Origin of the sequence: Acetobacter ascendens, from assembly GCF_001766235.1 — a bacterium.
Classification (GTDB): Bacteria; Pseudomonadota; Alphaproteobacteria; order Acetobacterales; family Acetobacteraceae; genus Acetobacter; species Acetobacter ascendens.
Map to the genome: position 1 here is coordinate 1,906,242 of NZ_CP015164.1, position 26,137 is coordinate 1,932,378.

General features: G+C 51.8%; 28 protein-coding genes, 1 tRNA gene and 4 pseudogenes. 18 read left to right on the top strand and 15 right to left on the bottom strand.

What is annotated here, in order from left to right:
* The first annotated feature begins 12 nt into the window (after nucleotides 1–12).
* Nucleotides 13–444: an oxidoreductase gene (locus tag A4S02_RS15160; RefSeq protein WP_082246871.1), complete on the top strand. Its 432-nt coding sequence runs from the start codon at nucleotides 13–15 to the stop codon at nucleotides 442–444.
* Between the two features lie 16 nt (nucleotides 445–460).
* On the top strand, nucleotides 461–1,831 hold the full coding sequence (locus A4S02_RS09110) for an NAD-dependent succinate-semialdehyde dehydrogenase (protein ID WP_070324233.1): 1,371 nt from the start codon (nucleotides 461–463) through the stop codon (nucleotides 1,829–1,831).
* A gap of 220 nt (nucleotides 1,832–2,051) precedes the next feature.
* On the opposite strand, the gene A4S02_RS09115 is transcribed toward A4S02_RS09110, so the two are convergent.
* The 6 genes from A4S02_RS09115 to A4S02_RS09140 all read right to left on the bottom strand — a co-directional run bounded on the left by A4S02_RS09115 (nucleotide 2,052) and on the right by A4S02_RS09140 (nucleotide 9,516).
* Nucleotides 2,052–4,355 carry a DEAD/DEAH box helicase gene (locus tag A4S02_RS09115; RefSeq protein ID WP_070323570.1) on the bottom strand — a complete coding sequence of 768 codons (2,304 nt, stop codon included), beginning with the start codon at nucleotides 4,353–4,355 and terminating at the stop codon, nucleotides 2,052–2,054.
* Nucleotides 4,352–5,752 (bottom strand): ATP-binding protein, encoded by a 1,401-nt coding sequence (locus A4S02_RS09120; RefSeq protein ID WP_070323571.1) that lies wholly within the window; start codon nucleotides 5,750–5,752, stop codon nucleotides 4,352–4,354. The genes A4S02_RS09115 and A4S02_RS09120 overlap by 4 nt, the downstream gene beginning before the upstream one ends.
* Nucleotides 5,749–7,833, bottom strand: coding sequence for a tellurite resistance TerB family protein (locus tag A4S02_RS09125; protein ID WP_228142339.1), 2,085 nt, complete (start codon nucleotides 7,831–7,833; stop codon nucleotides 5,749–5,751). Before A4S02_RS09125 ends, A4S02_RS09120 begins: the two co-directional genes overlap by 4 nt.
* Nucleotides 7,834–8,150: 317 nt before the next feature.
* The gene (locus A4S02_RS09130) at nucleotides 8,151–8,534 is read right to left on the bottom strand and encodes a type II toxin-antitoxin system VapC family toxin (protein ID WP_070323573.1); all 384 of its coding nucleotides are present in this window, start codon (nucleotides 8,532–8,534) and stop codon (nucleotides 8,151–8,153) included.
* Nucleotides 8,531–8,869, bottom strand: a complete 339-nt coding sequence (locus tag A4S02_RS09135) for a type II toxin-antitoxin system Phd/YefM family antitoxin (protein ID WP_208858876.1) — start codon at nucleotides 8,867–8,869, stop codon at nucleotides 8,531–8,533. Before A4S02_RS09135 ends, A4S02_RS09130 begins: the two co-directional genes overlap by 4 nt.
* 8 nt (nucleotides 8,870–8,877) lie before the next feature.
* Nucleotides 8,878–9,516, bottom strand: coding sequence for a tyrosine-type recombinase/integrase (locus A4S02_RS09140; RefSeq protein WP_070323575.1), 639 nt, complete (start codon nucleotides 9,514–9,516; stop codon nucleotides 8,878–8,880).
* Nucleotides 9,517–9,982: 466 nt separating this feature from the next.
* On the opposite strand from A4S02_RS09140, the pseudogene A4S02_RS09145 reads away from it, so the two are divergent.
* A pseudogene (locus A4S02_RS09145) lies at nucleotides 9,983–10,222 on the top strand (transposase); the annotation flags it as partial.
* Here A4S02_RS09145 and tnpC read toward each other — a convergent pair.
* The 3 genes from tnpC to tnpA all read right to left on the bottom strand — a co-directional run bounded on the left by tnpC (nucleotide 10,221) and on the right by tnpA (nucleotide 12,598).
* Nucleotides 10,221–11,831 carry an IS66 family transposase gene (gene tnpC, locus A4S02_RS09150; protein WP_070323577.1) on the bottom strand — a complete coding sequence of 537 codons (1,611 nt, stop codon included), beginning with the start codon at nucleotides 11,829–11,831 and terminating at the stop codon, nucleotides 10,221–10,223. The pseudogene A4S02_RS09145 and the gene tnpC sit on opposite strands and share 2 nt — an antisense overlap.
* Before the next feature lie 63 nt (nucleotides 11,832–11,894).
* On the bottom strand, nucleotides 11,895–12,242 hold the full coding sequence (gene tnpB, locus A4S02_RS09155) for an IS66 family insertion sequence element accessory protein TnpB (RefSeq protein WP_020944072.1): 348 nt from the start codon (nucleotides 12,240–12,242) through the stop codon (nucleotides 11,895–11,897).
* The gene (gene tnpA, locus A4S02_RS09160) at nucleotides 12,239–12,598 is read right to left on the bottom strand and encodes an IS66-like element accessory protein TnpA (protein ID WP_070323578.1); all 360 of its coding nucleotides are present in this window, start codon (nucleotides 12,596–12,598) and stop codon (nucleotides 12,239–12,241) included. The genes tnpB and tnpA overlap by 4 nt, the downstream gene beginning before the upstream one ends.
* Nucleotides 12,599–12,696: 98 nt before the next feature.
* Here tnpA and A4S02_RS15170 point away from each other — a divergent pair.
* The 4 genes and pseudogenes from A4S02_RS15170 to A4S02_RS16130 form a co-directional block, all read left to right on the top strand.
* A pseudogene (locus tag A4S02_RS15170) lies at nucleotides 12,697–12,888 on the top strand (transposase); the annotation flags it as partial.
* A 57-nt stretch (nucleotides 12,889–12,945) separates the two neighbouring features.
* A protein-coding gene (locus A4S02_RS15175) for an IS5 family transposase (RefSeq protein ID WP_198912025.1) occupies nucleotides 12,946–13,742 on the top strand; the annotation gives its coding sequence in 2 pieces (ribosomal slippage) (nucleotides 12,946–13,285 and nucleotides 13,285–13,742; 798 coding nt in all).
* 14 nt (nucleotides 13,743–13,756) lie between these two features.
* Nucleotides 13,757–14,002 carry a hypothetical protein gene (locus A4S02_RS16125; protein ID WP_228142340.1) on the top strand — a complete coding sequence of 82 codons (246 nt, stop codon included), beginning with the start codon at nucleotides 13,757–13,759 and terminating at the stop codon, nucleotides 14,000–14,002.
* Nucleotides 13,995–14,435, top strand: coding sequence for a 2OG-Fe(II) oxygenase (locus A4S02_RS16130; protein ID WP_228142341.1), 441 nt, complete (start codon nucleotides 13,995–13,997; stop codon nucleotides 14,433–14,435). The genes A4S02_RS16125 and A4S02_RS16130 overlap by 8 nt, the downstream gene beginning before the upstream one ends.
* Here A4S02_RS16130 and hydA read toward each other — a convergent pair.
* Nucleotides 14,432–15,775 (bottom strand): dihydropyrimidinase, encoded by a 1,344-nt coding sequence (gene hydA, locus A4S02_RS09180; protein ID WP_228142509.1) that lies wholly within the window; start codon nucleotides 15,773–15,775, stop codon nucleotides 14,432–14,434. The two genes, A4S02_RS16130 and hydA, sit on opposite strands and share 4 nt — an antisense overlap.
* On the opposite strand from hydA, the gene A4S02_RS16315 reads away from it, so the two are divergent.
* Both A4S02_RS16315 and A4S02_RS09185 read left to right on the top strand, forming a co-directional pair.
* A complete protein-coding gene (locus A4S02_RS16315) occupies nucleotides 15,743–15,865 on the top strand; it encodes a hypothetical protein (RefSeq protein WP_265733705.1) in 123 nt (40 codons plus the stop codon). The genes hydA and A4S02_RS16315 overlap by 33 nt on opposite strands.
* 95 nt (nucleotides 15,866–15,960) lie before the next feature.
* A pseudogene (locus A4S02_RS09185) lies at nucleotides 15,961–17,418 on the top strand (NCS1 family nucleobase:cation symporter-1).
* Here A4S02_RS09185 and A4S02_RS09190 read toward each other — a convergent pair.
* From A4S02_RS09190 to A4S02_RS09210, 5 genes are all read right to left on the bottom strand, one after another.
* A complete protein-coding gene (locus tag A4S02_RS09190) occupies nucleotides 17,369–18,022 on the bottom strand; it encodes a TetR/AcrR family transcriptional regulator (RefSeq protein ID WP_070323580.1) in 654 nt (217 codons plus the stop codon). The pseudogene A4S02_RS09185 and the gene A4S02_RS09190 sit on opposite strands and share 50 nt — an antisense overlap.
* Nucleotides 18,023–18,288: 266 nt before the next feature.
* Nucleotides 18,289–18,379: transfer RNA gene (locus A4S02_RS09195), tRNA-Ser, on the bottom strand.
* A gap of 71 nt (nucleotides 18,380–18,450) precedes the next feature.
* A complete protein-coding gene (locus A4S02_RS09200) occupies nucleotides 18,451–19,092 on the bottom strand; it encodes a phosphoribosylanthranilate isomerase (RefSeq protein ID WP_070323581.1) in 642 nt (213 codons plus the stop codon).
* Nucleotides 19,093–19,119: 27 nt separating this feature from the next.
* Nucleotides 19,120–19,833 carry an orotidine-5'-phosphate decarboxylase gene (pyrF, locus tag A4S02_RS09205; protein WP_019088513.1) on the bottom strand — a complete coding sequence of 238 codons (714 nt, stop codon included), beginning with the start codon at nucleotides 19,831–19,833 and terminating at the stop codon, nucleotides 19,120–19,122.
* A complete protein-coding gene (locus tag A4S02_RS09210; RefSeq protein ID WP_070323582.1) occupies nucleotides 19,826–20,173 on the bottom strand; it encodes a lipopolysaccharide assembly protein LapA domain-containing protein in 348 nt (115 codons plus the stop codon). Before A4S02_RS09210 ends, pyrF begins: the two co-directional genes overlap by 8 nt.
* 255 nt (nucleotides 20,174–20,428) lie before the next feature.
* On the opposite strand from A4S02_RS09210, the gene A4S02_RS09215 reads away from it, so the two are divergent.
* The 9 genes and pseudogenes from A4S02_RS09215 to A4S02_RS09250 all read left to right on the top strand — a co-directional run.
* The gene (locus A4S02_RS09215; protein ID WP_019088511.1) at nucleotides 20,429–20,923 is read left to right on the top strand and encodes a protein-export chaperone SecB; all 495 of its coding nucleotides are present in this window, start codon (nucleotides 20,429–20,431) and stop codon (nucleotides 20,921–20,923) included.
* 54 nt (nucleotides 20,924–20,977) lie between these two features.
* The gene (locus tag A4S02_RS09220; protein WP_070323583.1) at nucleotides 20,978–21,640 is read left to right on the top strand and encodes a glycosyl transferase; all 663 of its coding nucleotides are present in this window, start codon (nucleotides 20,978–20,980) and stop codon (nucleotides 21,638–21,640) included.
* 47 nt (nucleotides 21,641–21,687) lie between these two features.
* The gene (gene pdxA, locus A4S02_RS09225; RefSeq protein ID WP_070323584.1) at nucleotides 21,688–22,659 is read left to right on the top strand and encodes a 4-hydroxythreonine-4-phosphate dehydrogenase PdxA; all 972 of its coding nucleotides are present in this window, start codon (nucleotides 21,688–21,690) and stop codon (nucleotides 22,657–22,659) included.
* Nucleotides 22,656–23,378, top strand: coding sequence for a pyridoxine 5'-phosphate synthase (locus tag A4S02_RS09230; protein WP_070323585.1), 723 nt, complete (start codon nucleotides 22,656–22,658; stop codon nucleotides 23,376–23,378). The genes pdxA and A4S02_RS09230 overlap by 4 nt, the downstream gene beginning before the upstream one ends.
* Before the next feature lies 1 nt (nucleotide 23,379).
* Nucleotides 23,380–23,736 carry a DUF6476 family protein gene (locus A4S02_RS09235; RefSeq protein WP_070323586.1) on the top strand — a complete coding sequence of 119 codons (357 nt, stop codon included), beginning with the start codon at nucleotides 23,380–23,382 and terminating at the stop codon, nucleotides 23,734–23,736.
* Nucleotides 23,737–23,740: 4 nt separating this feature from the next.
* Nucleotides 23,741–24,886, top strand: a complete 1,146-nt coding sequence (locus A4S02_RS09240) for an anhydro-N-acetylmuramic acid kinase (RefSeq protein ID WP_082246805.1) — start codon at nucleotides 23,741–23,743, stop codon at nucleotides 24,884–24,886.
* Between the two features lie 32 nt (nucleotides 24,887–24,918).
* Nucleotides 24,919–25,410, top strand: a complete 492-nt coding sequence (locus A4S02_RS09245; RefSeq protein ID WP_070323587.1) for a hypothetical protein — start codon at nucleotides 24,919–24,921, stop codon at nucleotides 25,408–25,410.
* A 157-nt stretch (nucleotides 25,411–25,567) separates the two neighbouring features.
* The gene (locus A4S02_RS15180; RefSeq protein ID WP_082246872.1) at nucleotides 25,568–25,765 is read left to right on the top strand and encodes a DUF3311 domain-containing protein; all 198 of its coding nucleotides are present in this window, start codon (nucleotides 25,568–25,570) and stop codon (nucleotides 25,763–25,765) included.
* Nucleotides 25,762–26,100: pseudogene (locus A4S02_RS09250) on the top strand (sodium:solute symporter); the annotation flags it as partial. The gene A4S02_RS15180 and the pseudogene A4S02_RS09250, both read left to right, overlap by 4 nt.
* Nucleotides 26,101–26,137 lie beyond the last annotated feature (37 nt).

The window sequence follows — 26,137 nt, forward strand, 5'->3', positions numbered from 1 at the left end:
ACGCCCGACAGGATGGGCGTGCGGTTTTCCCCGCTGTTCGGCACGACGACGGAAGAGCGCGTCTATCTCGGCCTGCTGGAGGACAATCCAGCGGAAACCTACACGGCAGCCGTGCGCGTACTGGCGGAGGCGGGCATCGCCTACGTCTCGCTGGCCGAAGCCGACTGGGACAATGCGCCGGAAATGCCGGATGCCTTCCGCGCCAGCGTGCGCGACATCTTCGGCGGCCGCATCCTGTGCGCGGGCCGTTACGACCTGCACAAGGCACAGCATGTGCTGGGCCATGGATGGGCGGACATGATCGGCTTTGGCCGGAAATTCATCGCCAATCCGGACCTGCCCGCGCGGCTGGAACATAACTGGCCGCTCAATCCGCTGGACCCGGCGACGATGTACGGCGGCAGCGCGCATGGCTACACCGACTACCTTTTCCATAATCAATAAACCGGGAAACGGACCAATGAGTTTTTACCAGACCCTCAACCCGACAACGGAAACCGTGGAACGCACGTTTGAACTGCATACTGCCGCGCAGATGAAGGAGATTGTCGATCGCGCGGACCATGTGTGGAAGACCGACTGGAAAAAGCGCGATATCGCAGCCCGCAAAGTCATCATGTCAAAGGCCGCCGACCTGCTGCGTCGTGACCGCGTGACCCATGCGCGCCTGATCGCGACCGAGATGGGCAAGGCGCTGCCTGACGCGCTGGAAGAAATCGACATCACGGCCGACATCCTCTCCTACTATGCCGAGGGCGCGGAGAAATTTCTCGCTCCCACGCCCCTGAAGGTCAAGGAAGGCCATGCAAAGATCATCAACCAGCCGCTTGGCGTAATCTACTGCATCGAGCCTTGGAACTTCCCCTATTACCAGTTGGCCCGCGTGGCGGGGCCGAACCTGATGGCAGGCAATGTGGTCATCGCCAAGCACGCGCCCAACGTGCCGCAATGTGCGCTGGCCTTTGAAAAGCTGTTCCACGAGGCGGGCGCGCCTGCTGGTGTCTATACCAACATCTTCCTCGACAACGATCAGTCCGCCGAACTGATCAAGGATTTCCGCATCCGTGGCGTCGCCCTGACGGGCAGCGAACGCGCGGGCCAGACGGTCGCGGCCGAAGCGGGTGCGGCGCTGAAGAAGGACACGATGGAACTTGGCGGTAGCGACGCGTTCATCGTGCTGGATGACGCGGATCTTGAACTTGCCGTGAAGTGGGCGACATGGGGCCGGTTTGCCAATAATGGGCAGGTCTGCACGGCGGCCAAACGGATGATCGTGCATGAGAAGGTCTACGACGCCTTCCTCGCAGGTCTGAAAACCGCGATCACGCAGTTCCGCATTGGCGATCCGCTGGCTGAGGGTACCACCCATGGCCCGATGAGCAGCAGGAAGGCACTCGACACCGCACTGGCGCAGACTGACGAAGCGGTCAAGGCAGGCGCAACGTTGGTGGCCGGGGGCAAGCGGATGGAGTGCCGCGGCTTCTTCATGGAACCGACCATCCTGACCAATGTGTCAAAGGACAACCCGGTCTTCTATCAGGAGATTTTCGGCCCGGTCGCTGTGGTACATAAGGTTGCCTCGGAACACGAAGCCATCGAACTGGCCAATGATTCTCCTTATGGCCTCGGCGGGGCCGTGTTCTCGCGTGACCTTGGCCGGGCGGAACGGGTGGCCGAAGCGGTCGAGACCGGCATGATGTTCATCAACACGGCCACGGCTGCGGCCCCTGAACTGCCGTTTGGCGGGATCAAGAACTCTGGCTTTGGCCGCGAACTGTCCTTCCTCGGCATTGAGGAGTTTATCAACCGTAAGCTGATCCGCGTCGCCTGATAGGCATGATGCCGTTTCCTGTCCCGGATAAACTCCTGTCCGGGACAAATCTGCACTGCCCAAAAAGGCAAATGTCGACAGTGGTCGAGTGATACTGGCGAATGGTGCATGTCTGTTTTGCGAACCGGACAATTAGGCATCAAATGGCAGACATGAGGGCGAACGCCGCCTGTCTGCTTCGTTCTGGAATCATCCATCATACCAGCCTACCCCAAACATATCATAGAGGCACTTTAGTTTCAAAAATTGTCGTTGCTTCTGCCGGCAATCTAGAGATTAGGTCAGTAGCAATGATCGGCACGCGTGCCGCGTCGATATGCTCGCTGGCGTAACAACGCGCCAGCAATTCCTCTCCTAAATAGGCATCATACTTTGCTCTCTTCATATCGGGGACTAGTCGAGCTAGAACTTCCGCATCAGGAGCAGGCCTTTCGGCGAGAGTTTTCAGGGCGGCAACCAGTTTGCCTCCGTCTTTAGCCGGAATTGTGACCGCGATACCCTCCGAATTAGCCGTCACGCCATGAGAGGCAAGCGCTAGCACCAAGGCCAGTTGAGCCCGATTACCGACCCAGGGGAAAAGCAGGAGTTCGTCCTCATGCCGATATAAACTTGCATGCCGCAATCCAAGATTATCGAATGTCACTCTGGCTTCCGTAAGGCATTCAAGAGCTATCTTGTCGAGAAAGCGAGGAATGGCGATGCTCTCATAAACCCGGCGCATCTCCGCTACGACTTCATCGGCGGGGGGTAAGCCCTCGCCACCGAATTTGGGCGGCACGCCACCATACGCTCGTGTGACCAAAATTTCCCGGCGTTGATTGTCGAGCTCGATCACCCGCCACCGACGTCCGGCGAAGATGATGAGTTGTTCCGGCATTACCGGGCTATCGACTGGCAGCGAGCCAAGGTTCCGTCCGCGATCCGTAATAACCTTGAATTCGTCAGGCGTCATGAATACGGCGTAGAACCCACGGTCATTGATGACCCGTTCGCCTTCTTCGCCTGGCAAAAGCGTTCCGTCTGGCGCCTGTTCAATAAGCTGGACCTCTGGATGCTTCATGCGCCGCAGCACATCAATGTAAAGGGCCTGATCAATTTCAGGAAATACCCGACTCTCGATCAGGCGGTTCCAGCCCTGTTTGACTGTCAGTCCACCGTGTTGAGCGATTAGTGCCAGAATCTGCTGTATCAGCGTGGAAAGATGCAAACATCCAATCTGAGGCGATTCATTCCAGCGCCTCAGCATCAGATTGAGCATCGCTATGCTCTGCACCGTGTGCGGCCGCATGGCATCAATGGGATGGATGCGTTCGTCAATCGCCATCTCGGTGGTGTAGACCCGCATTACCGAGGACTGTCCGGCACGTCGACCGGAACGCCCCAGTCGCTGGCGCATGCCTGAAACAGTGTGCCCAGGCCCAATCTGGCTCACAGCATCAATGTGGCCAACATCAATGCCTAGTTCGAGGGTCGTGGTTGCGATAATGGAGCCTGGTCGATCATCTTCTTTCAGCCTTCGTTCGGCTTCCTCACGGTGCTCACGCGATAAGCTACCGTGATGAGCGAAAAACTCCTCCGGCACGCCCAATGTTTCACAAAGAGTACGCAGTCTTGCAGTGTACAGTTCAACATTCCGGCGCGAGCCAGCAAAAATCAGACTCCGATGCCCTCGAAGCGTGTCGAAGAGGTGTGTCGCGATCTCTATGTCTGCTGTGCTCTCGGTTGCCTCGCCCTTGTCTGAATTCGCGTCACGTTGCTTCAGACGTGGCTGTATATAGCCGCGAACCTGAAGTTTCAGGGGTTGGCTACCCATTTGAGATTCTAATATCTCCACGCCATCCGGATTGAGTGGCCGTAAGAAAGCAGCTGAGGTTCTCATGTCGGCCAGGGTGGCCGAAAGGCCTACGCGAACGACTGGATGTCCTGCGGCGATCTCGATACGATTGAGCAGAGATTGCAGTTGGCGTCCACGCTCTGCATCCATAAAAGCATGCATCTCGTCGATCACCATGTAACTTAACGCAGCGAACAGACGCTTTGCTTCATTCCCTCGTCGGACGAGGATGGCTTCCAGACTTTCTGGTGTAGTCAGCAATATCCCCTGGGGCCGCTTGCGTGCTCTTTCCTTGACGCTGCTGGCCACATCCCCGTGCCACTTCCAGACAGGAATCTCCACTTCTTCGCAAAGTGTCTCCATTCGACCGAACTGGTCATTGATAAGTGCGCGCAAGGGGCTGATGTAAATGGCCTCAAACCCCGCACCGGGTTTGCGTTCATCTGTAGCCAGTCGCGAAACAATCGGCAGGAAGGCCGCCTCGGTCTTCCCGCTTGCTGTCCCGGCCGCGATAATGAGATCCCGCTGTCCTTCCAGCAGAACCGGAATGGATCGTTCCTGGATATCACGAAGTTCGGTCCAGCCCTGATGCCAGATCCAGCGCCGGACTTTCTCGTGCAGCAGATCGAAAGACGTCGACGCACCGTTACCGGAAGTTTGCCCGAATGGGTCAGACGGTGCGTCGTTCAAAGCCTGAAGTCCGCCAGATCATCGTCGGGCGAGGTCTGAGTGGAGCCAGTTGTTGAAGAACCAGCCGCACCAGGCGCATCTTTTTTGTCGTCATCGATAATATCTCCACCCGCCGACGGCGCGTCCGGCGCGATCTCAGCCTGGTTCACCAGACCCTGCCACTGAGCCTGCGGGTTCTGTTCCAGAATGGCGAGCAGGTCGAGGAAAGCCTTGATGGTGTTGCGCGGTGTCCGGAAATAGGACTCACCAATCTTCTGGTTGCAGTGAGTCATAAAGGCCTTGAAAACCTCATCTGGCACCAGGTAACGGTCCTGGTCGCCATAGGCGAACACATGCCGCAATTTACCAAGCAGAATGTAGAGGTCTTCGGGGGTCAGGCTCTGAAGCCGGATGACCGGACCGGAAAGATCGACCAGACCATTGCGGGCAAAGCTGTTTTCAGCCAGGCGGGATCGCAGCGCTTCGTAGGAATAGAGGCCCCGGCGGCTGTCCATCAGGAATTCGGGTGTGCCGCCGAAATAGACGCCGAGGGATTCAGCCGAGCCCTGGAGCACATCGTTCACGATACGGAGAATCTGCTCGTAGTTGGCATTGCGTGATTGGGCACTGACCAGCTTGAACAGGTTCACGCATTCATCAAGCATGACCAGAAAACCCGAATATCCTGCCAGGGTCACAAAGCGACTCATGACCTTCAGGTAGTCGTAAACCGAGGCATCGTCGATGATCGAGCGTACGCCGAGCGCCTCCCGAGCCTCGGTTTTGAGCGTGTACTCACCACGGAGCCAGCGAAGTGCCGCCGCCTTTCCACTCTCGCTCCCTTCTTCGAAAGCGCGCCAGTAGCATTCTATGACGGTTGCAAAGTCATAGCCGGAAACAAGTTCCTGAATGGGGAGCAGCCTTTCCTGAATGACGTCTCCGATCGTGCGACCTGATGCCTTGGCTGAAGCTTGTGCCTCCATGATGAAACGTTCGACTATGCTTGCCAGAGCTCCTCCGTCCTGCTTGGTGCGGGTGGCCATGTTACGCATGAGTTCTGCATAAAGACTGCGGGCCTGGCCCCCGCTGGCATGCAAGCGACGATCAGGGGATAAATCTGCGTGAGCCACTACCAGCTTGCTTTGCATGGCAATAGAACGGGCCAGGTTAAGGAAGAAAGTCTTGCCCGCTCCATAGTCGCCAATAATGAAACGAACCGCAGAACCTCCGTCCGCGATGCGTTTGACGTCCTGCACCACCTGATTGACTTCGCCTGCGCGACCGACCTGAACTAACTGGATGCCTGACCGTGGTACGACACCTGCGCGAAGCGCCTGAATGACGCCATCACGGTCCTTGGGCTTGATTTTCTCCGCAGTGCGAGTGCCGTTTGAAGCTGCGACGCTAAGATTGGTCATGATGATGCTCCCGGCGCGTCAGCAAGAAGCGCCATATTGATGATCAAAGGGTCTCCGTCCTCGATAAGTTCTTCATCGAACGTATCATAGGCCCACTCGTTGATGACTTCGAGCGCGCCATTCGGCATCAACCCGAGTTCGCGTGCCTTGGCCTCAAACCCGGAGCGTGTCCATTCCGGTTGGTTGACCAGGTCCTCAAGCAGGCGGGCCTGCTCAGGGCCAAGTCCGACGAACTTCGTTTTCTGTTCCAAAGTGGAAGCAACGGCTACTGAAATCGAAATTTTAGAGGCTTCATCCTCATAGATGGGCGCGAGAATTGCATCGACTTTCTTAGTCTCACGCAGGATGACGCCGACCTTGCCCATGTCAATGACGATACCATCCTGGGATTTTACTTTCGAGGGAGGTGCTGGGATCCGATGACCGCCTCTCCGCGACTTATCATCCTCGACCACGATTGGTTCCGAAGCGCAGGATGTCGTAGCAGCAGCACCTTGGTGCAAGACAGTGTAGAGTTCCCGTCGGCCGAGACCAAAGGCTTCGTAAAGCCGCTCCAAAGCTACCATCATACCTTGATCTGTCTCGCCTATCGTTACGGCGACAGAAGCTGTCAGCGAGACAATAGTAGTTCGTTGCTCGGGTTCTACACTCTCTACGATGGTTTTAAGGCGGCCAAGTGTTGGCAAGCGTTCCGGAAGCAGGCGCAGACGGGCCGTCAATCGTTTCGTTTCGTGCGGGGTGAGTTGCAGCCGTGTGGTGAGAGCATCGACCAGCTTTTGGCCTAAAGTCAGAGCTTTGGCTGCCGGGCCAATGGCAGTCATGATCAGGGCTGCTGTGCGGAAGTCGGCACCGACGGGTGTTAGCTGGCCTTGAGCATCGCCAATGCGGAATAGAATTATATTCTCACCTGGCTTGGTCCCACCGTAGGTTGGATCCGGTTCCATGCCGTAACCTACTCGTGCCAGCATGGCGGACATGTCACGAGCTTGCCGAAGACCCGAGGCTGCCTTGCCAGAACCAAAGCACCGCGGGCCCAGTTCTTCAAGCGGCACATCGGCAAGAGGTTGAGGCAAGTCATCCAGCCAAGCTCTGAAAGAACGAACAGTTTCTCTTTCCCCAAGTTCCGCAGGCAGCATCAAGGCGGCGGCCATACTGTCGGCACGTTCACGTTCCTTGCCAACGACCTTGGCAAATGCAGACAGATCCTCACGCGCCCCTTCACATAGCTTGATCATTTTGGTCCACGTCAATTGCGCTGGATCAGGAAGGCGATCGATGCCTTCAAATTTTATTGAGCTATGGAGATACTGACTCGCCGACCGATAACTCAGATCAAGTCGGCTCTCTTTTTTATCTCTGAGCCGAAAACCGTGCGGAAATTTCTGATTGAAACGATGCCGCATGAGTTCAATGAACTCCGGACGCGCTCGTGTCGTTGCAATGCGTGGCCATAAACCGGTTAAGTGAGGAGGTAAGGATAGAATACTTGCTATGGCGAGGTCGACATCAAGCGGCATACCTCTCAATGCGTGTAGACCTAATTTAACCTGAAGCAATGGAGACATATGATTTCCCAAAGCTGCGAGATCTGGCTTCCATGCCTCCACTGTCGGTATATCCGTAACAGCATGCTTCATTGCGATGAAATTGAGTAGCTCAGTGCTATAATTTACAAAAGAGCCGTTATGTCCGAAGAGTTCACGCAGGCGCTCTACTTCAGCTACCAATAACACCTCTTCGTCAATCGAAGGACTATCGGCTATCAGGCGACGTTCGAGCCCATAGAAGTAAAGAAAGGGATAGCCCATAGGGTAGCTGGTGTCGGATTTCCCGCTCGCCAGCCAATGCAGGTAAGCCAATCGTTGATTGGGCGTGATATCAGTGTAAGAGGGCCAATAGCCCAGATCTAGGTTCGTTTGTGGCGCTCCGGACGCGACCTTGAGTGATGGTCTGATAAGACAAGGCGCTGGAGTGTCGGTATTCCAGCCTCCGTCCGGCGCTGCCGTCAAAAAGTTGCCGACATAGACCATGCCATCAGCAATCTCGAAGCCATGGATAGTGACTTTTTCGCCGGGGAGCACCCAGCGAGCATCGTTCTTCTTGTGGCTCCGTGATTGTCCATACCGTTCTAATTTCTCCTCATCATTGAGAAATGCATGTTGGGTATGAAGCGAGGGGCTGTGTGTAGATGACGAGGCGATAGTCTCTTTCCTGGTCGCCTCATTAGTCGTGTCCGAAATTTCGGATCCGCTGAAAATGCGTTTTAGCCAAGAAAACATGTTCTACTCACGGAATGCTCGCCATTTTTTCAAATAGTAGACACCATTCTTACCCTGCAGCAACTATCTCCTGCGGCAAATGGAAATCAGAATAGATCACGGTTATTCTGTTCACACCATCAGGAACATCGGATTCTTTCAATAGAATACTGATCCATTTGTCCGTCTTCCGAAAGAAATGTAGCGTGTTCAGCTTGCGCCTGCGCTATCAGTAGATGGTCAAACGGATCACGATGATGCAGAGGCAAAGACATAAGGATCTGCAAGTGTTCGGGTTGTATTTGTAGTAGAGAGAAACCTTCCGCAGGAATGGCTGCCAGAATATCGTTCATATCCGCATCCAGTTTTCCGATACGGATTTTGATCGCAATCTCCCATAATGACACGATACTCACCAGAATATCGTGGATTGGATCTGCAATAATCTCCCGTGCATTCTCACCCAGCCGGTCGGAGTCCGAAAGCCACCAGAGCAACGCATGCGTGTCGAGCAGAACCTTCACAAGTCGCGTTCCATGCTCTCAAGAATGTCCGGTGGTGTCTCATCAAAATCTTCGCTCATCCTGATCCGTCCTCGAAGAGCTCCTGGCTGACGGCGGGGGCGATAAGACGGAGTTGGTGGCCGCAGTTCAGCAACAACCTGGTCGTGAGACGTCACGAGAATCGTGCTGCCCTGCCTGACCTGACGCAGATAAGCTGTCAGGTTTCCCCGGAACTCCCGAACACCGATCTTCTGTGGAGATGATGCGTTATCTGAAAGGTGCTGGCTCATGGTCTCCTCCTTATGTGTCATCATAGCATGTACACATAAGGAGGAGGTAAAAAATTCCCGAGGCATATTCGATTTCAGAGATCCGTGGCTTCCGACAGAGCCAGAGCGTCCTCGACATCCACCCCAAGGTATCGAACCGTACTATCCAGTTTTGAATGACCCAGCAGGATCTGCACGGCTCGGATATTACCGGTTCGTTTGTAAATCATGGCAACCTTAGTCCGGCGGAGCGAATGAGTTCCATATTCCCCGGGGATAAGTCCCACCGCCTGAACCCATTGATCCAGAAGCCGGGCGTATTGCCTTGTGCTCAGATGAGCTTTGGCGCTTAGGCGACTTGGAAAAACATACTCATTCAGGCCACCACCGCGATGCTCCAGCCACGTCCGCACACTTTCGCGCGTTGTTTCCGTAATCTCAAACTGCACAGGTCGCCGGGTTTTCTGCTGGACGACCATGGCCCGATGACGCACCTGACCGCTGGTAACGATGTCGCCGATACGAAGGCTGACAAGATCGCAGCCTCTGAGTTTACTATCGAGAGCAAGATCAAACAACGCTCTGTCTCTGACACGCTGTTCGCTCCCGAGCCAGAACCGAATAGCCCAGACGTGCTTTTCTTTGAGTGCCCGCTTGGCGCCAACCATTTTTCCTACATTCCAGGGCACGGACGCCTTCAACGTAGGTGATGGAAAACGTGTTTTCTTCTCCATGATACTTTCTCCTGATCAACTGCAAATGCAGCAATCAGAAGTTTGGACGAGGATATCAGCGGATAACGAGGACTATTGCAGACCGTCCGCTTTCCGGAAACTTGAACGGCTCTGCTTATGACCGAGATGAGGGCGGAAGCTGCCTGTCTGCTTGGCGTGCGCCAACTCTCCTTCTCTGATGAGAAGGAGAACCAGTTCATCAGTCTACCCGTATTAAACTTTCACCCAGAAGCGTCCTGTTGCTGACCGCCGTGACTCCCACCCTGCCTCCCTGAGGCTGTCGGGCAGGTCTTTTTCCAATATATCTGGAACGGCCTTCAAGATTTCGGCGATTGTCGTCCGGTCTCGCCCTGCAAGATAGGTCTCGAGACTCACAGCCGGTGGCAGTGCTGAGAAGGTAATCCCCCCATAAAAAGAGTGACTTTTGAATGAGAATTTTCTCAGCGTAAGAATTGAGGAGATTCTGATGAAGAGTGATCGCTTTACTGACGCCCAGATCATGGGTGTGATCCGCCAGGCTGAGGGCGGTGTCCCGGTTCCTGACCTGTGCCGGGAGCATGGGATTAGCAACGCCACGTTTTACCGGTGGCGCGCGAAATATGGCGGCATGGATGCTTCGATGATCAGTCAGATGAAGGCTTTGGAAGAGGAGAACCGTCGGCTGAAGCGCATGTATGGTAACGGGCCGTTCTGGGCCGCCTTGATTATGCGACCTGTCTGTGCGGTGTATTCAGGGGTTGCCAATTCCATGGCAATAGTTCGTGGAGCCGATTGATCTTGTGCTCGTTGATACGGGCCAGGACGTCGGCGAGGTAATCGTGCGGGTTGATGCCTGAGAGTTTTGCGCTTTCGATAAGCGTCATGGCATCAGCGATGTTGTCGCCCCCGGCGTCTGAACCGGCAAACAGATAGTTTTTCCGCCCGACGCATACCGGTCGTATGGCCCGCTCGGCAGGATTGTTGTCGATGGCAACACGACCATCTTCGAGGAAGAGGGTAAAGGCTGCCCACCGGTTGAGCGCATAACGGATTGCTTTTGCCAGTTCCCCCTTGCCTGGGATACGGGCGAGCTGTGTTTCGCACCATGCGTGGAATGCTGTGACACGAGGGCGGCTTTTTTCCTGTCGGACAGCCAGACGATACGGAGCAGGAGACCCGGTGAGCTGCCGCTCGATATCGTAGAGTTCCCCGATCTGCTCGAGTGCTTCCCTTACGATTGTCGAATCACTGCCCTTCCAGACATCATGGAAGGCCCTGCGGAGATGAGCCCAGCAGGCCGCTTCGCGCACATGCACGGTTCCCGTTGCATCGGGTTTATACAGATCCCTGAACCCCGCGTAGGCGTCAGCCTGCAGAATGCCCCGGAACTGTGCCAGATGGGTCTGGGGATTGATCCCCTTGCGATCGGGAGAGAACCAGTAGGCCACGGCGGGCGGATCACTCCCGCCCCAGGGGCGGGGATCGCGCAGATAGGTCCAGATCCGCCCTTCCTTCACACCACGTGGTTTCCCAGCCTGACGCAGGCGAGGATCAAGAACCTGGATGGGTGTATCATCGGCATGCAGCAGGTCTGCCTTTACGACATCCTGACGGATCAGATCTGTGAGAGGACGCAGAACGGCAACGGCCTGACCACACCAGTCGATCAGGGTTGAACGGGGAATGTCCACACCCTGACGGGAAAAGATCTCATTCTGACGATAAAGCGGAATGTGATCATCGAATTTTGAGACCAGGATATGGGCCAGCAGCCCGGGGCCAGCCATGCCCCGTGGGACAGGGCGCGACGGTGCTTCAGGCTGTACCATTGTTTCGCAATGACGGCAGGATTTCTTCAGCCGTGCCGTTTCGACAACTTTCAGTTTTGCCGCAATAAAGTCCAGTATTTCGGTGACATCTTCGCCAACGAGGCGTAGGGGACCGCCACAGGCGGGACAGGCCTCGCCCGGGTCGAGAACAATACGCTCCCGTGGTGTCGTGTCGGAAACCTTTGGTTTGCCGCGCCATCTGGGGGAAGAGACCACACCATCGCTGTCATCGTGCTCCCTGATGTCAGGAGAAGGATCGGCTGCCGCGATGGCGATTTTCACATCTTCAAGAAGCAGTTCGAGCTGTTCAATCTCACGGTCTATCTTTTCTGAACTGGCCCCGAATTTCTGTTTCTGAAGACGCGCGATCCGGATTTTGAGAGACTGGACAAGAGCTTCATACGCACGGGCTGAAGCGGAAAGCCGAGCCACTTCAGTCTGCAGGGAAACAATCATTTCCCTCAGGATATCTGGATCATCAGGCAGGACCGCGGGCGCATGCGTCATTATGAAAAAATAGCAGAAAACCCAATAAAAGACAAAAGGTTCTGCACGATCACGCCATAAAAATCAGGCCACGCGAGACGGTGGCGCAGACCAGGAAGGTCGTCTCCACTCCATGCCTTCCCACAGCATGGCCATCTGTGCGGCTGTCAGGCGTGCAACGCCATCTGCCGGCGAGGGCCATGGAAAACGTCCCTTCTCAAGCACCTTGTAATAAAGACAGAACCCCTGACCGTCCCACATCAGAAGCTTGATCCTGTCCCCACGGCGACCACGAAAGGCAAAGAGCGCTCCCGATGTCGGGTTCTGACGCAGCACGTCCTGTGCCAGTGCAGCCAGACCCGATATCCCCTTGCGCATATCCGTAACCCCGCAGGCCAGATAGACGCGCACACCGTTGCCCACGCCAATCATGCTGTCTCGGCAATCCGGATGATCTTCGCCAGAAACTCTTCTGCAGGATGTCCCGTCACCTTGATACTGCGGCCATTACGCAGCATAATGGCCAGCCCTTCATTATCATCGCCAGAGACCAGAGCAGGTGTCTTCACTGCAGCGACAGGAACAAACGTCACAGACTGATCCGGGGAAGACAGTCTTTGGCGGAAAGACGTCCGCCATTGGTAAAGATGTTGACGGGTCAGGTCATGCCGACGGGCCACATCCGATACACTTGCCCCGTCCACACCAACTTCAGCCAGTATCGCAAGCTTGCGTTCATCCGACCAGCGGCGACGGCGTTCAACGCCAATCAGGATTTCTTGAGCCATAGCTACCTCCCAAACAACGTCAATAACGACGTCGTTAACGACGGTAACTTACCACTCACAATCCTCACTCATAAGGCGGTCTCAAGCGGCCGCTTACGATCATCCGGCGGTCAGAGACAGCAAAAGGGTTTGAAATCCTGCCGCGTCGGTGGGTTGTGGAACGGACCTTCGGTTGGATGATCCGCTGGCGTCGCCTTGTGAAGGACTACGAACAGCGGATCGACGTCGCAGAGGCCATGATCCACATCGCCATGGGAAGCCTCATGCTACGCCGAAACGCTCATCCGTGAATTTCCAAAAGGGCTCTAGGGCCTGTTAGATCTTGAATTTCTTCCCATATTGTAGGGATGGAAGAAGGAGACAGAACAGGCACCTTTACGGACGAGACATGGGCGATCTGGGAACCTCTGATTGAGGCGGTTCGCCCAAGGGGCAAGACGCCGCCACATGATCTGCGGCGTACGATAGCAGCAATTTTCTGGCGTCATGAGAATGGCGCGAAATGGCGGAGCATCCCCGCTGAACTGGGTCCATGGTGGCGAGCGGCGCAGCTTTTCATCCGCTGGGCGAAGCTGGGTGTGTGGGAACGCCTGCTCGCACTGGTTCAGGAACAACAGGGAGTAGCACTCGGCATGACTTTTCTGGATGGCACGAATATCAGAGCTCACCACAAGGCGGCGGGAGCCCCAAAAAAGGGGGCTCTTTTGAAGAGCGAGACCATCGTGAAGCACTTGGCCGCTCTCGCGGCGGCTATGGCACAAAAGTCTGCGTGATAGCAGACGGGCATGGAAAGGCTGTTGGTTTTGCCCTGGCGCCCGGCCAGGCCCATGAACTGCCGCTGGCTCCAGATATGCTCGATAGCCTTCCCGCCATTCCTTTGTGGGTGGTGGCGGACAAGGGCTATGCCTCGGACGCCTTCCGTGAACGTATCTGGGACATGGGAGCCCGACCGGCCATTCCCGCAAAACGACGCGATGCGCCGGTTGCCTGCCCCAGATGGGTCTATCGGTGTCGGCACCTGGTCGAGAACCTCTGGGCCCGTCTCAAGGAGTGGCGTGCTGTTGCAACCAGATACGAGAAAACCGCAGCGTCGTTCCTGGCCGTCATACACATCGCTGCAGCCGCAGACTGGATCAAGTGCTAACAGGCCCTAGCCCTATGTTGAGAGTAAAAGAGATACTACCACAAAACGCTATTACATATTCTGTTATTAAAAATTTCTTAAAAAATAACTTACCTCCTGCAAATAATCCTATTCCAGCACTTTTATTAAATGATGTTCTCGAAATGGATTTTTGTCATGCTCTCATACATTATTACCATCATAACTCCCCCCTTCCATCTGGTGTACTTACAAAAAATGCAAACGGTTTACCAATAGAAAAAAATAGATCCGATGTTTAAACGTCGCTATGATTGTAAATTACAAAATCAAAACTTAATAAAAGGCTTACAAGCACGCATTATTAGACGTGTTGTTCCCGAAATTCGTAAAGCCTTTCAATGTACTGTAACGGGCATGGATCGTATGATTGTTAGTTGTTATGATGCTGCACATAAAGGACATTTTGCTCCACATAGAGACAACACTGTAGAAGGTGCCAAGCACAGACTCTTTGCAATTTCTATTAATCTGAATGATACTTTTGAAGGTGGAGAGCTAACTTTCCCTGAATTTTCAGATCAAGGGTTTTGTCCTCCAGCTGGCGGAGCACTTATTTTTTCCAGTGCTCTTTTACATGCTGTACGGCCCGTTACAAAAGGTAAACGTTATGCTTGTTTACCTTTTGCTTTTAACGAAGATTCTTTAAATTCTGCATGCATGCCATCTGGTTAAAATGGTTTACGAACGTTTCTGTTTTTTGGCTGGCGTGCAATATACTGCCCTGCCCCACGCACTGCGTGTAAATCTCCTTCATTCCAAACAAGATGGCCTTTGCTAATTGTTTTCTTAGCGACACCCGTTACCGTCATCCCTTCATAAATATTATAATCAACATTCTGATGATATGTTGTTGCAGAAATTGTACGCTCTGCATCAGGGTCCCACAGCACGATATCGGCATCTGCGCCTATCGATAAACTTCCTTTTTGTGGATATATATTAAAAATCTGCGCTGTATTTGTAGATGTTAAAGCTACAAACTGTTGGGGCGTCAGTTTTCCTGTTTTAACGCCATAATGCCATAAAACACTCATCCGGTCCTCTATCCCGGGCGTGCCATTTGGAATACGGGTAAAATCCGTTTTGCCCATTTCTTTTTGAGACGCACAAAAACAGCAATGGTCTGTAGCTGTAGTTTGTAACTGGCCAGACATCATACCGCCCCACAATGCAGCCTGATGATGCTTTGGCCTAAACGGTGGGCTCATGACATACTGAGCCACCTTCAACCAATCTGAACCCTCGTAGACACTCTCATCAAACACCAAATGCTGCGGCAACACTTCTCCATATACCTCTTGCCCACGCAATCGTGCTTCTGAAATTGCTTTCACACCTTCTTGTGTTGATACATGCACTATATAAATAGGCACCCCAAGCAACCCAGCCAAAGTAATAGCCCGGTGTGCAGCCTCCCCCTCTACTGCGGGCGGCCGTGATACTGGATGCGCTTCCGGCCCTGTACGCCCTTCAGACAATAGATCTTGCTGCAAATAGGCAACGGCATCCCCATTTTCAGCATGCACTGTGCAAATAGCGCCTAATTCTGCTGCACGCCGCATAGAATGCAGAAAAGCCTCATCTTCCACCATCAATGCATTTTTATAAGCCATGAAATGTTTGAATGAATTAACCCCGCATTGTTCTACAAGAGTTTTCATGTCGTGATAAATTTGATCATTCCAATGGGTGATCGCAACATGGAAGCCATAATCTGCCGCAGATTTCTGTGCTTTCTGCCGCCATGCCTTCCATGCGTCTACCAAGGATGTTCTGGAATCAGGAATAACAAAATCAATAATACTGGTTGTTCCGCCAGCTAAACCGGCAGCTGTTCCGGTATAAAAATCATCGCTCGCAATTGTGCCCATAAAAGGCATTTCCATATGGGTATGTGGGGCAATGCCTCCTGGCATCACCAATAACCCGGTCGCATCCACAACATCGCAACCCGTTGGCGTTTCTATAGTGTTTGCTACATGGGCGATTTTTCCATCTGGGCCACACAGAATATCTGCCCGCTTACTGCCTTCCGCCGTAACAAGCGTTCCGCCTTTAACATGAAGCATGAGGTGGCTACCTTTCTGTTTTCCAATCGTTAAAGGGTAAACTATATTTTGTATCGAAATCGTATTGTTATTCTGACTAATTGGTCAATAATATATTTCGGATTCGAATCATAATGTAGGAAAGCATTATGGGTGGAACACATCATGCAACACATGATAATCGTTTAACAAACGAAGATTTAGCGCCATCTGCCACGCGCACATGGCGATGGAAAGATTATCTGTTTTTATGGATGTCGGACATTCATAGTGTAGCAGGATACATCACCGTTGGTAGCCTCTTCACGCTAGGACTCCCGCTATACGATGTATTTGCAGCCTTACTTTTTGCTATTCTGCTCGTACAATTGGCTTGCAACCTCATGGCTGTTCCAAGCTTTAAAACAGGTGCTCCTTTCCCTGTTATCGCACGCATGACCTTTGGCGTGTACGGTGCCATTATTCCAGCGCTCATACGTGGTATTATAGCTGTTGGGTGGTATGGCATTCAAACATGGTTAGCATCGAACGCTTTAGTTATTCTTGTTTTGAAAATCTGGCCTGTTCTGGAACCTTGAGCTAATGCTACACAACATGGTTTGCTCGGATTATCCTATGTGGGGTGGTTTGCTTTTCTTACTGTATGGAGCTTACAAACTCTTGTGTTCTGGAATGGAATGGACGCTATACGTCATTTTATAGATTGGGCAGGCCCCGTTATTTATGGCCTGATGATTCTGTTAGACATTTGGCTGCTTTCTAAAACTGGCTGGCGTCTTTCTTTCCAATTTTTTGCCCCTCATCAGTTTGTTAGCCTTATTGCTCATATTTTCGGCATTATTAATGCTATGGCCTTAATACTCGCTTTTTTTGCCCCTATTATTTTAAACTTTGGGGATTTTTCACGCTATGGCACCAGTATGCAGTCAATAAATCGTGGGAATTTTTGGGGATTACCTTTTAATTTTCTTGCCTTCTCACTTCTTACACTCATTACCATAACACTTACACTTCCCGTGTTTGGGCATATGATTTTTGACCCCGTAGAAACGGCCGTAAAAACAACAAGCCTAGGAACAGCCATTATCGGTGTAATAACTATTGATGCCGCTACTATTGGCATCAATATTTCAGCTAACTTTGTATCTGCGGCTTTTGATTTTTCTAATATGGCACCTCACCTTCTTACCTGGCGCAAAGGCGGACTTATTGCTGCGGTAGGTGCTATTTTGTTCACACCATGGAACTTATACGCAAGGCCAGAACTCATTCATCTAACACTTGATGTTTTAGGGACGTTCATTACGCCCCTTATTGGTATTATTTTAAGTGATTACTATATTATAAAAAAACAATACGTCATCACGGATACTTTGTATTCATCAGACCAAAAAAATATTTACTGGTACAAATCAGGATTTAATCCTATTGCTTTGTTCTCACTTTTTATTAGCACAGGCTGTGGCGCTCTTTTTATTTTCTTCCCCGCCTTGGCAAGCATGAGAAATTTTTCATGCCTTTTTGGCTTTGCTATTGGCATGCTCTCACAAACATTACTCAGCTCTCTTCTTCCCCATCAATACAAATTGAGGCAACCAACTGCATAATCGTTTCCGTGCCCGTTTCAAAATCGCATTTTGTTAGGCGTTTCTGTCCTAAAACTGCAGCGAATTGCACCTGCATATCAGCATAAGATTGTGTCATTGCCCAAAGCATGAACATAAAATGAAAGGGATCTATCTTCTTGATAAGTCCCTTCTCATGCCATGCAGCAAATATTACCGCCAAATCCTCTACATGGGGTTTAAGCGTTTCCTGTAAGAAAGACTGGATCTGCTCACCCCCGGCTAAAAGCTCATGCATAAAAAGACGAGAAGCTTCTGGACGCTGACGCGAAAATAACATTTTATCTTGAATGTAGCTCTGCAAACCTTCTCGCGGATTCATATCTGCAGAGAGATGAAAATTGGCATCTCCCAGCCAATTTTCTAAAAATCGTTCTAAAGTAGCCTGATAAAGTGTCTCTTTTGTATTGAAATAATAAAGGACATTTGCCTTTGGCAGCGCACACGCCTTGGCTATATCATCTATACGTGTGCCGCTTAGGCCATGAACCGCAAACACTTTTTCTGCCGCATCCAATATCTGGCTAGTATTCTGCTTACGAGGATTGCCAACAGACTGCTCGGTATTACCGTTTTTGCGCATAATTACAGAAATCTCTGATTAGAATTTCATATGCGCTTACTAAATTAAACCGGAGGCGGAAAGTCCTTATTATAGGCATCACCATTTCTCCCTCCTACCATTAGCACATAAATCTATCCCGACGATTCCGAACTTTGTTGGATTGCGCAATGGGCAGCAGGCATGGAGTGGAAAGCCATGCATGCCTCCGATACGAAACAGCACTACAAAATACTGTAACTCTACAGCTTAATGGTGAAACTGACTTAATTTTAGGGGAAATTATATTCTGGCGGAGAGAGAGGGATTCGAACCCTCGGTACGCTATTAACGTACACACGCTTTCCAAGCGTGCGCCTTAAGCCACTCGGCCATCTCTCCGACGCGAGAGAGGTAATAGCAAAATTTTCGGAACAGGCAAGACCTAAAGAAGAAAAAATAAAGTTTTTATCTCAACCAACGGCTGGAGTGCGCGCATTATGGATAAAACGGGCAATTGCATCCGGGTTCTTAATACCTGGCGCACTTTCAACCCCAGATGAAACATCAACCGCAGGTGCTCCAGCTATTGCAACGGCTTGCCCTACGTTTTCAGGGTTTAAGCCTCCTGCCAGCATCCACGAATAAGCAGGTTTCCAGCCATGCAGTAGGTCCCAGTTCAACCGCTGCGCATTGCCACCTGGGCGTGTTGCATCTGTTGGAGGCTTAGGCTCGATCAAAAGCCGTTCCACCATGCATTGTTGTGGTAAATCAGCCTGTGATGCAACCGGTATGGATAACCAAACGGGCAGCCCGAACTTGGCTTGTATCTGCAAGGCACGTTCGGGCGTTGTATAAAGCTGCAAGATATCCAGTTCTACCTGACCCAACACACGCCCCAAAGCCACATCGTCAGGGCGGACAAAGAGCCCAACCTTCTTGATGCTGTCTGGAACCCGAGCGGCCAAAGCCTTTGCCTGCAATGCACTTATATAGCGGGGAGAGCGCTCAAAAAAAACAAAGCCGACCCAATCTGCGCCATATTCCACACAAGCTTCAAGCCCGGCTTCTTCTGTAATGCCGCAGATTTTTACGCCCGTCCGAACGCTGCTCATAACCCACCCCATCTATACGCAGCAGATTTATGCTGCCAGTTCCGCAGCAATGGCAGCAGCAGCAGCAGCAGGATCTGCGGCCTGTGTTATAGGCCTTCCTACTACAATCCAGTCTGCTCCAGCGGCACGTGCTTCCGCAGGTGTCATAACGCGTTTCTGGTCACCCTTAGCTGCTCCCGCTGGCCGAATACCAGGCGTTACCAGCACTGGCTTATCTCCCAAAGCCTCGCGGAGTGCCTTGAGTTCATGAGCAGAGCAGATCAATCCATCCATCCCGGACTTCATTGCCAGATCCGCCAAACGCAAAACCTGCGTGCGCGTATCATCCGGCACACCCACTTCTGCCAAAGCATGGTTATCCATACTTGTCAGCACTGTTACAGCCAGTAGCAATGGACGCTCTCCTTCTGGAAAAGCTTCATCACATGCTTTGCGCGCAGCTTTCATCATTTCTGCACCGCCAACAGCATGAAGCGTCAGCATACGAGGGCGCAAATGGGAAAGCGCTTTTACGGCTGCCCCAACAGTATTGGGAATATCGTGCAGCTTAAGGTCCAGAAATAAAGGCCTTTGCCCGGCTACATCCGCAACAGCCTGAAAGCCTGCTGCATAAGCAAACTCCATACCAAGCTTGATAACGCCCGCAACGCCTTCCACCGCGTGCGCCCATGCTTTGGCCTGCGCCGGATCCTGCGTATCCAGCGCCACAATCAAACCTGTTTGTCTTGCTGTATCAGACATGTGGTTCTGCTCCATTTGCAGGAGAAACAGGAGAAGTCGCTACAGCTACGGGCGCAGGAGCTACCGGCAGGCTGGATACAGCCTGCACTTGTGCAAGCTGGGCTTCCAGCTCTTTCACGTGCTGTTCTGCCTTACGCGCACGCCGGCGTTGCTTGAATTCCGCCGTCCACAAACAGAAAGCGCCCAGCAAAAAGGCAACAGCAGCCACCAACAGCGCTAAAACACCAGCTGAAGATTTCCAGCTATATGTCAGCAACCACATATCGAGCGGATCCTGATTACTGGCACTGAAGACCACAAGCGCCAGCAGGAATGGGACAACAATTATCAGCCTGATCATGACACCAAGTCGTAGCCGTATCACACGCAAAGAACAAGCGACTGAATACCATCAACCATAGGCTGAATGATAAAATATTTCACACATTTTTATAGGGTTGCCAGACTACAACAGAAGAGAAGTTTATTGTGTTTCCTCTCGCCGCAACTGTCTGAATCTGGTAGGGATGGTGTGGATTGTATTGTTTTGCTCATTTTCCCCGAATAATGAGCTATTTCTGTTTGCGACATTACTCCTGAGGATCAGATATCCATCATGAATACCGAGACTGCAGATTCACTTAGCGGCGCATCCCACACATCTCCTGCGCCGTCTGTTCTGATGGGAATCCAATACGTTAAATCTGTTGAATTTCAGGTTCTTGGGGCCCCAGCCATTTATTCACGCGTAACAGAACGCCCTCACCTCGGTGTTTCTGTAGATGTAAGAGCCCATCAAATGGGTGAAAACCAGCCAAACTTTGAAGTTGAACTTATTTTGCGTTGTCAGGGACATCTTCCGGCACAACGCGAAGGGGAAGAAATTGTCCCCTTATTTGATGTTAATCTGATTTATGCGGGTATCTTTACGCTGCAACATGCAACAGCGGAAACCTTTGAACCCCTGCTTCTTATAGAAGCTCCGCGGCTTCTTTACCCCGCCGCTCGCAACATGCTGGGCACTCTGTGCCGTGAAGCGGGCTTCCTACCCGTTATTATGCAGCAGATTGATTTTGCAGCCTTGTGGCGCAACCGCCGTGCTGTAGGCTGAAAGCAGCATTCAAGCCTCTTAATTTCCATACCTGAAAACGAAAGATAACAGACTATGGCAGGTAAAGCATCCGAAGCTTTATGGTACCCCTTTGATGCAAATTGGTACCGCGCAGAATACGGCGCGATTATGGATGCTCTACTGTCTTTTTCTGATCAGGAACTTGAACACTGGTATAAGACCGAGGGCGCTCCCTCCGGTCATTCACCCAATAGATATTTCAACGAGGAATGGTACCGGGTAAATTGCTCCGAGGCTGCAGAAGCCATTACAAACGGCACCTGCCTTTCCGGCTTTGAGCATTACTGTAATGGGGGATATAAAAGCTTTTCTCCACATTACCTATTTTCCGAGCGTTATTATCGGCAGCGCTATCCCGATATTTCGGAGCAGAATCTGCAATCTGGCGGTTTTGTAAATGGATATGATCATTTCCTACGATCTGGCGATAAGGAAAAACGTTCGGGCCATCTGTTTTTTGATCCAAACACCTATCTGCAAAACAGACCGTCTGACCCGAACCTACGCAGCCTGACACCATTTATGAACCTGCTCCATTCAGAGCATAGTCTACCCAATTCCATCACGCTGTCTGATCATTTTAACCCTGCATGGTATCATGCCCTAAGCCCGGATGCTGTTATGGCTGTGGAATATGGTTTTGCGCCTAATGTGCTTTATCAATTTCTCAGTACCTTTACGCCTGACCGTTTCTGAGTTTTTCTTCCTGCTCCCGTATTTTCCTGCGCTGAAGGAAGAAGCCCATGCTTGCTCTAACACAAGGTGACCCAGCAGGTATTGCACCTGAAATTACCGTAAAAGCATGGCGGATTCTGCGTGAAAGTGGGCACCCTTTTGTTTTTGTGGGAGACCCTGCCCTTCTGGAGCAACATGCTCCCGTGCAGGCTGTGCGCTATCTGGACCAGGGGGCTGATGTTTTCTCCCACGCCATACCTGTGCTCCCCCTCCGACTGGCAACACCTGCCGCACCCGGAGAACCAGACCGCCAGAACGCACCCAGTGTTATTGAAAGCATCCGTCTGGCCGTAGAGCTGACTCAGAATGGTGAAGCCTCAGCTATTATTACCAACCCTATCAGTAAGGAAGTCATCCAAAGCGCGGGGTTTAAACATCCGGGGCACACCAGCTATCTGGCAGAACTGTGCCATGTGCCCGGGCAGGAAGTCATGATGCTGGCAGGTCCTTCGCTTAAGGTTGTGCCTGTTACCGTGCATGTCTCACTCCGGCACGCGCTGGAACAATTAAATACAGAGCTGATTATTAAAACAGCCCGCACAGTTGCTGATGGTCTAAAGCGTGATTTTGGCTTGAAATCACCCCGCATAGCCGTTGCCGGATTAAACCCTCATGCGGGAGAAAACGGTTTGATGGGGCATGAAGAACAGCAGATTATCATCCCTGCCATTAAAGCCTTACAGCAGGAAGGGCTCAACATTACTGGCCCCATGCCGCCAGATACCATGTTCACACCGGTAGCGCGCAGCCGTTATGATGTGGCCTTGTGTATGTATCATGATCAAGGCCTGATCCCGTTAAAAACACTGGATATGGCAGAAGGTGTAAACGTAACGCTGGGGCTGCCCATTATCCGCACATCGCCCGACCATGGAACAGCCTTTGACATTGCGGGGCAGAACAAGGCAGACCCAAGCAGCCTTGTTGCCGCCATTCGGTTGGCCGCACAGCTTGCGCAGAACAGAAGGAACGCAGCATGACTTCAGCTATCCGGCTTGGCGTCAACATTGATCATGTCGCTACCATTCGCAATGCGCGTGGTGGCACATATCCAGACCCTGTTGCTGCAGCCCTGTTGGCTATTCAGGCAGGAGCAGATGGCATTACGGCCCATCTGCGTGAAGATAGACGCCATATTCGTGATAAAGATTTAGAACGCCTGCGTGCAGAAATTGCGGCTCCACTTAATATGGAAATGGCCGCAACAGAGGAAATGGTTAACATAGCCCTTGGCTTGCGCCCCCATGCCTGCTGCCTTGTGCCCGAACGGCGTGAAGAACTGACGACAGAAGGTGGCCTGAACGTAGCAGGACAGCTAGAAACACTCTCGCCTAAAGTGCAAAAACTTGCGCAAGCAGATATTCGTGTTTCGCTATTTATAGACCCCTCACCTGCACAGATAGAAGCTGCCGCCAAAACAGGCGCGCAAGTAGTGGAACTCCACACTGGCGCTTACGCAGAAGGTAAAGCCGGAGAGCTGGAACGCCTGCGTACAGCAGCCACACAGGCAACGGCTCTTGGGCTGGAAGTGCATGCTGGGCATGGTCTGACATTTGAAAATATTGGCCCCATAGCGAGTTTACCAGAACTGCGAGAACTCAACATTGGCCACTTTTTAATTGGGCAGGCTATTTTTGATGGTCTGGCAGCCGTTGTGCAAAACATGAAACGCCATATTGCAGAAGGTGCAGCTCTTTAAGATGGAAGAACCACAGGAATACAAAACACCCAAAGCCTTACTTATGGCTGTAATTGGCATGGGCGTGTTGATTGTGGTGGGCGTTGTTGTATTAGCGGGTGTGCTCATCCATCGCATGAGCGGTAAGCCTACTCCAGCCAACCTTCCGCCTGTTGCGTTATCGGATGCTACGCCATCTGCTAACCTTCCCACAGCACATGCTACATTACCTGCTGGTGAACAGTTATTAAGCGTAACGCGTGTGCGGGATAATGTGTTGGCCCTGCATGTTACAAAAAATGGGCAAGACCGCATTCTGTTATGGGATGTACCAACCGGCCAGTTGCGTACCGGGCTAGATGTAAACGCGGCACATTAACGCTATGCCTGCACTGCCTCACCTTACTGCCATTGGGCTTATGAGTGGCACATCGCTTGATGGCGTAGATGCCGCACTCATACAAACTGATGGCACACGTATATTCCGGCATGGCCCTGCCCTGACCATACCTTATACACCAGAGTTACGAGCACGCCTGCGGCACATACTGGATAAAGCCCCTCAGCTTGCTCCTTCTGATCCTGCATTACTATCTGCAGAACATGAACTAACAGAGGTGCATGCCGTTGCTGTTCAGCAACTGCGCCAGATGGCACCAGATATGCCGACCGATCTTATTGGCTTTCATGGTCAGACCATTCTGCATCAACTTGGGCGCACATGGCAGATTGGTAATGCCATTGCTCTTTCTTCCGCTACAAATTTGCCTGTTATCCATGACTTTCGCACAGCAGACGTTCAGGCTGGTGGAGAAGGTGCGCCTTTAGCTCCTTTGTATCATGCTGCCCTATTGCATGGTCAGCCGCGACCTGTTGCAATCCTGAATATTGGCGGCGTTGCCAATCTTACTCTGCTGACCTCAAAAGGTGAAATTCTGGCTTGCGATACAGGCCCCGGAAACGCACTGCTGGATGACTGGACTTTCCGCCATACTGGCGTCCCCTACGATAAGGATGGGCAGTTGGCACGCAACGGTAAGGTTGACGAACCTATTCTGAAGCAGTTGGTGGCACATCCATTTTTTAGCAAACCTGCCCCTAAATCTCTCGATAGACTGAGTTTCCATACCGCCTTGCAAGATATTGCGGCGCTCTCCCCGGCTGATGGAGCAGCCACACTGGTTGCCTTTACGGCAGAAACCATTGCCCGCACCCCTTTACCAGAACAGCCCCAAGCGTGGTTTGTGTGCGGCGGCGGCCGACATAACTCGGCCATTATGGAAGCCCTTACTCAACAGTTAGCTGGTGAAGTATTTCCAGCAGAAACTCTGGGCTGGAACGGAGATGCGCTGGAAGCCGAATGCTTTGGCTTTCTGGCAGTTAGAAGCTTGTATGGATTACCTTTATCTCTGCCATCCACCACCGGCGTACCTGCCCCTCAACAAGGTGGCAGGTTAAGCTACGGCGGCATTACGCCATGGAAGGCAAGAGCTGTTTTAAACACGAAAGTGCAGTATAATATTGGCTAATACATTCTATTGAACAGGAAAGACTTAAAACCATGAAACGCTTTCTGGCATTTGGCCTATTGCTTGCTGCCCTTGGCGCGCCGGGACTAGTCTGTTCTGCGAGTGCGCAAACCATTATCGATGGCAGCGATAAAAAGGCATCCCCTTTTGTAAAAAATACCCTCAAGACACTTACAAAACGCTTCCCCGATACACATCCCTTTTTCCGCGCAATAACCACGCATCCCAATGCAGAAAAAAAGCAGGTGGTGTGCGGCGAAATCAGCCTGAGTTCCAGCAAAACACCGGAACCTGACAGCTTTATGCTTTTTGGTGCTGCAGAAGGTGAAAATCCGCCTATCGTTTATGAACCGCGTGAAATCCCGGCTTCTATTGATTCACGTGAAGTGAATATGTGGATCAATCACGGAGCAGATTTGGCAGATCTGGAAGAAATGGGCTGCGTGCCAGAGGGCAGCTATCGGCAATATGGTGATAAACTGAACCAAGTGTTACAGAATAAAAAGCACAGCGCCACACGCTAAAACAGTAGGTTATTGTTCTGCTCCACTACAGGCAGCAAACCTACTTGTAGTGGAAAAGACACAGATTGGTTTCTCAAACCAAAAAGACGTACAGAATAATTGACAGGCGGTAACTTTGATCGCCATTCTTATCCTGGTCACGAACAAAAAAAACAAAATGACCGGGTTTTCTGTAATGAAATATCTGAATCTCTTGCTCGTCCTGCCCTTTTTGGGGTTGCTCTGGACACCCCTATATAACAGGCACGATCCTGTTTTATGGGGTTTTCCATTTTTCTACTGGTACCAATTCGCATGGGTGCCCATAACATCTGCCCTTATCTGGATTGTCTGGAAAAAGGGACAAAGCACATGAACCCCATAAACCCTTGGGCGCTTGGCGTTTTTGTTTTCTTTTTTGCTGCCACTATTGTTGTTGGCAGTTCCATACAATGGATACGCAGCCTGTTCCACGCCAAGCATGACGCGAATAGCCATGAAGAATGGTCTCTCGGCGGGCGAGAATTTGGCCCGTGGGTAACGTGGTTTCTGGTAGGGGGAGATTTCTACACAGCATACACCGTTATTGCAGTGCCTGCGCTGGTGTATGCCGCGGGGGCTTATGGCTTCTTTGCGCTGCCTTACACCATTATTGTCTACCCTTTTATTTTTCTGGTTATGCCCAAGCTTTGGAAGATTGCACGTGGAGGGATCGAAGAACCCTTGATTGATACGCTTGGCTGGTGAT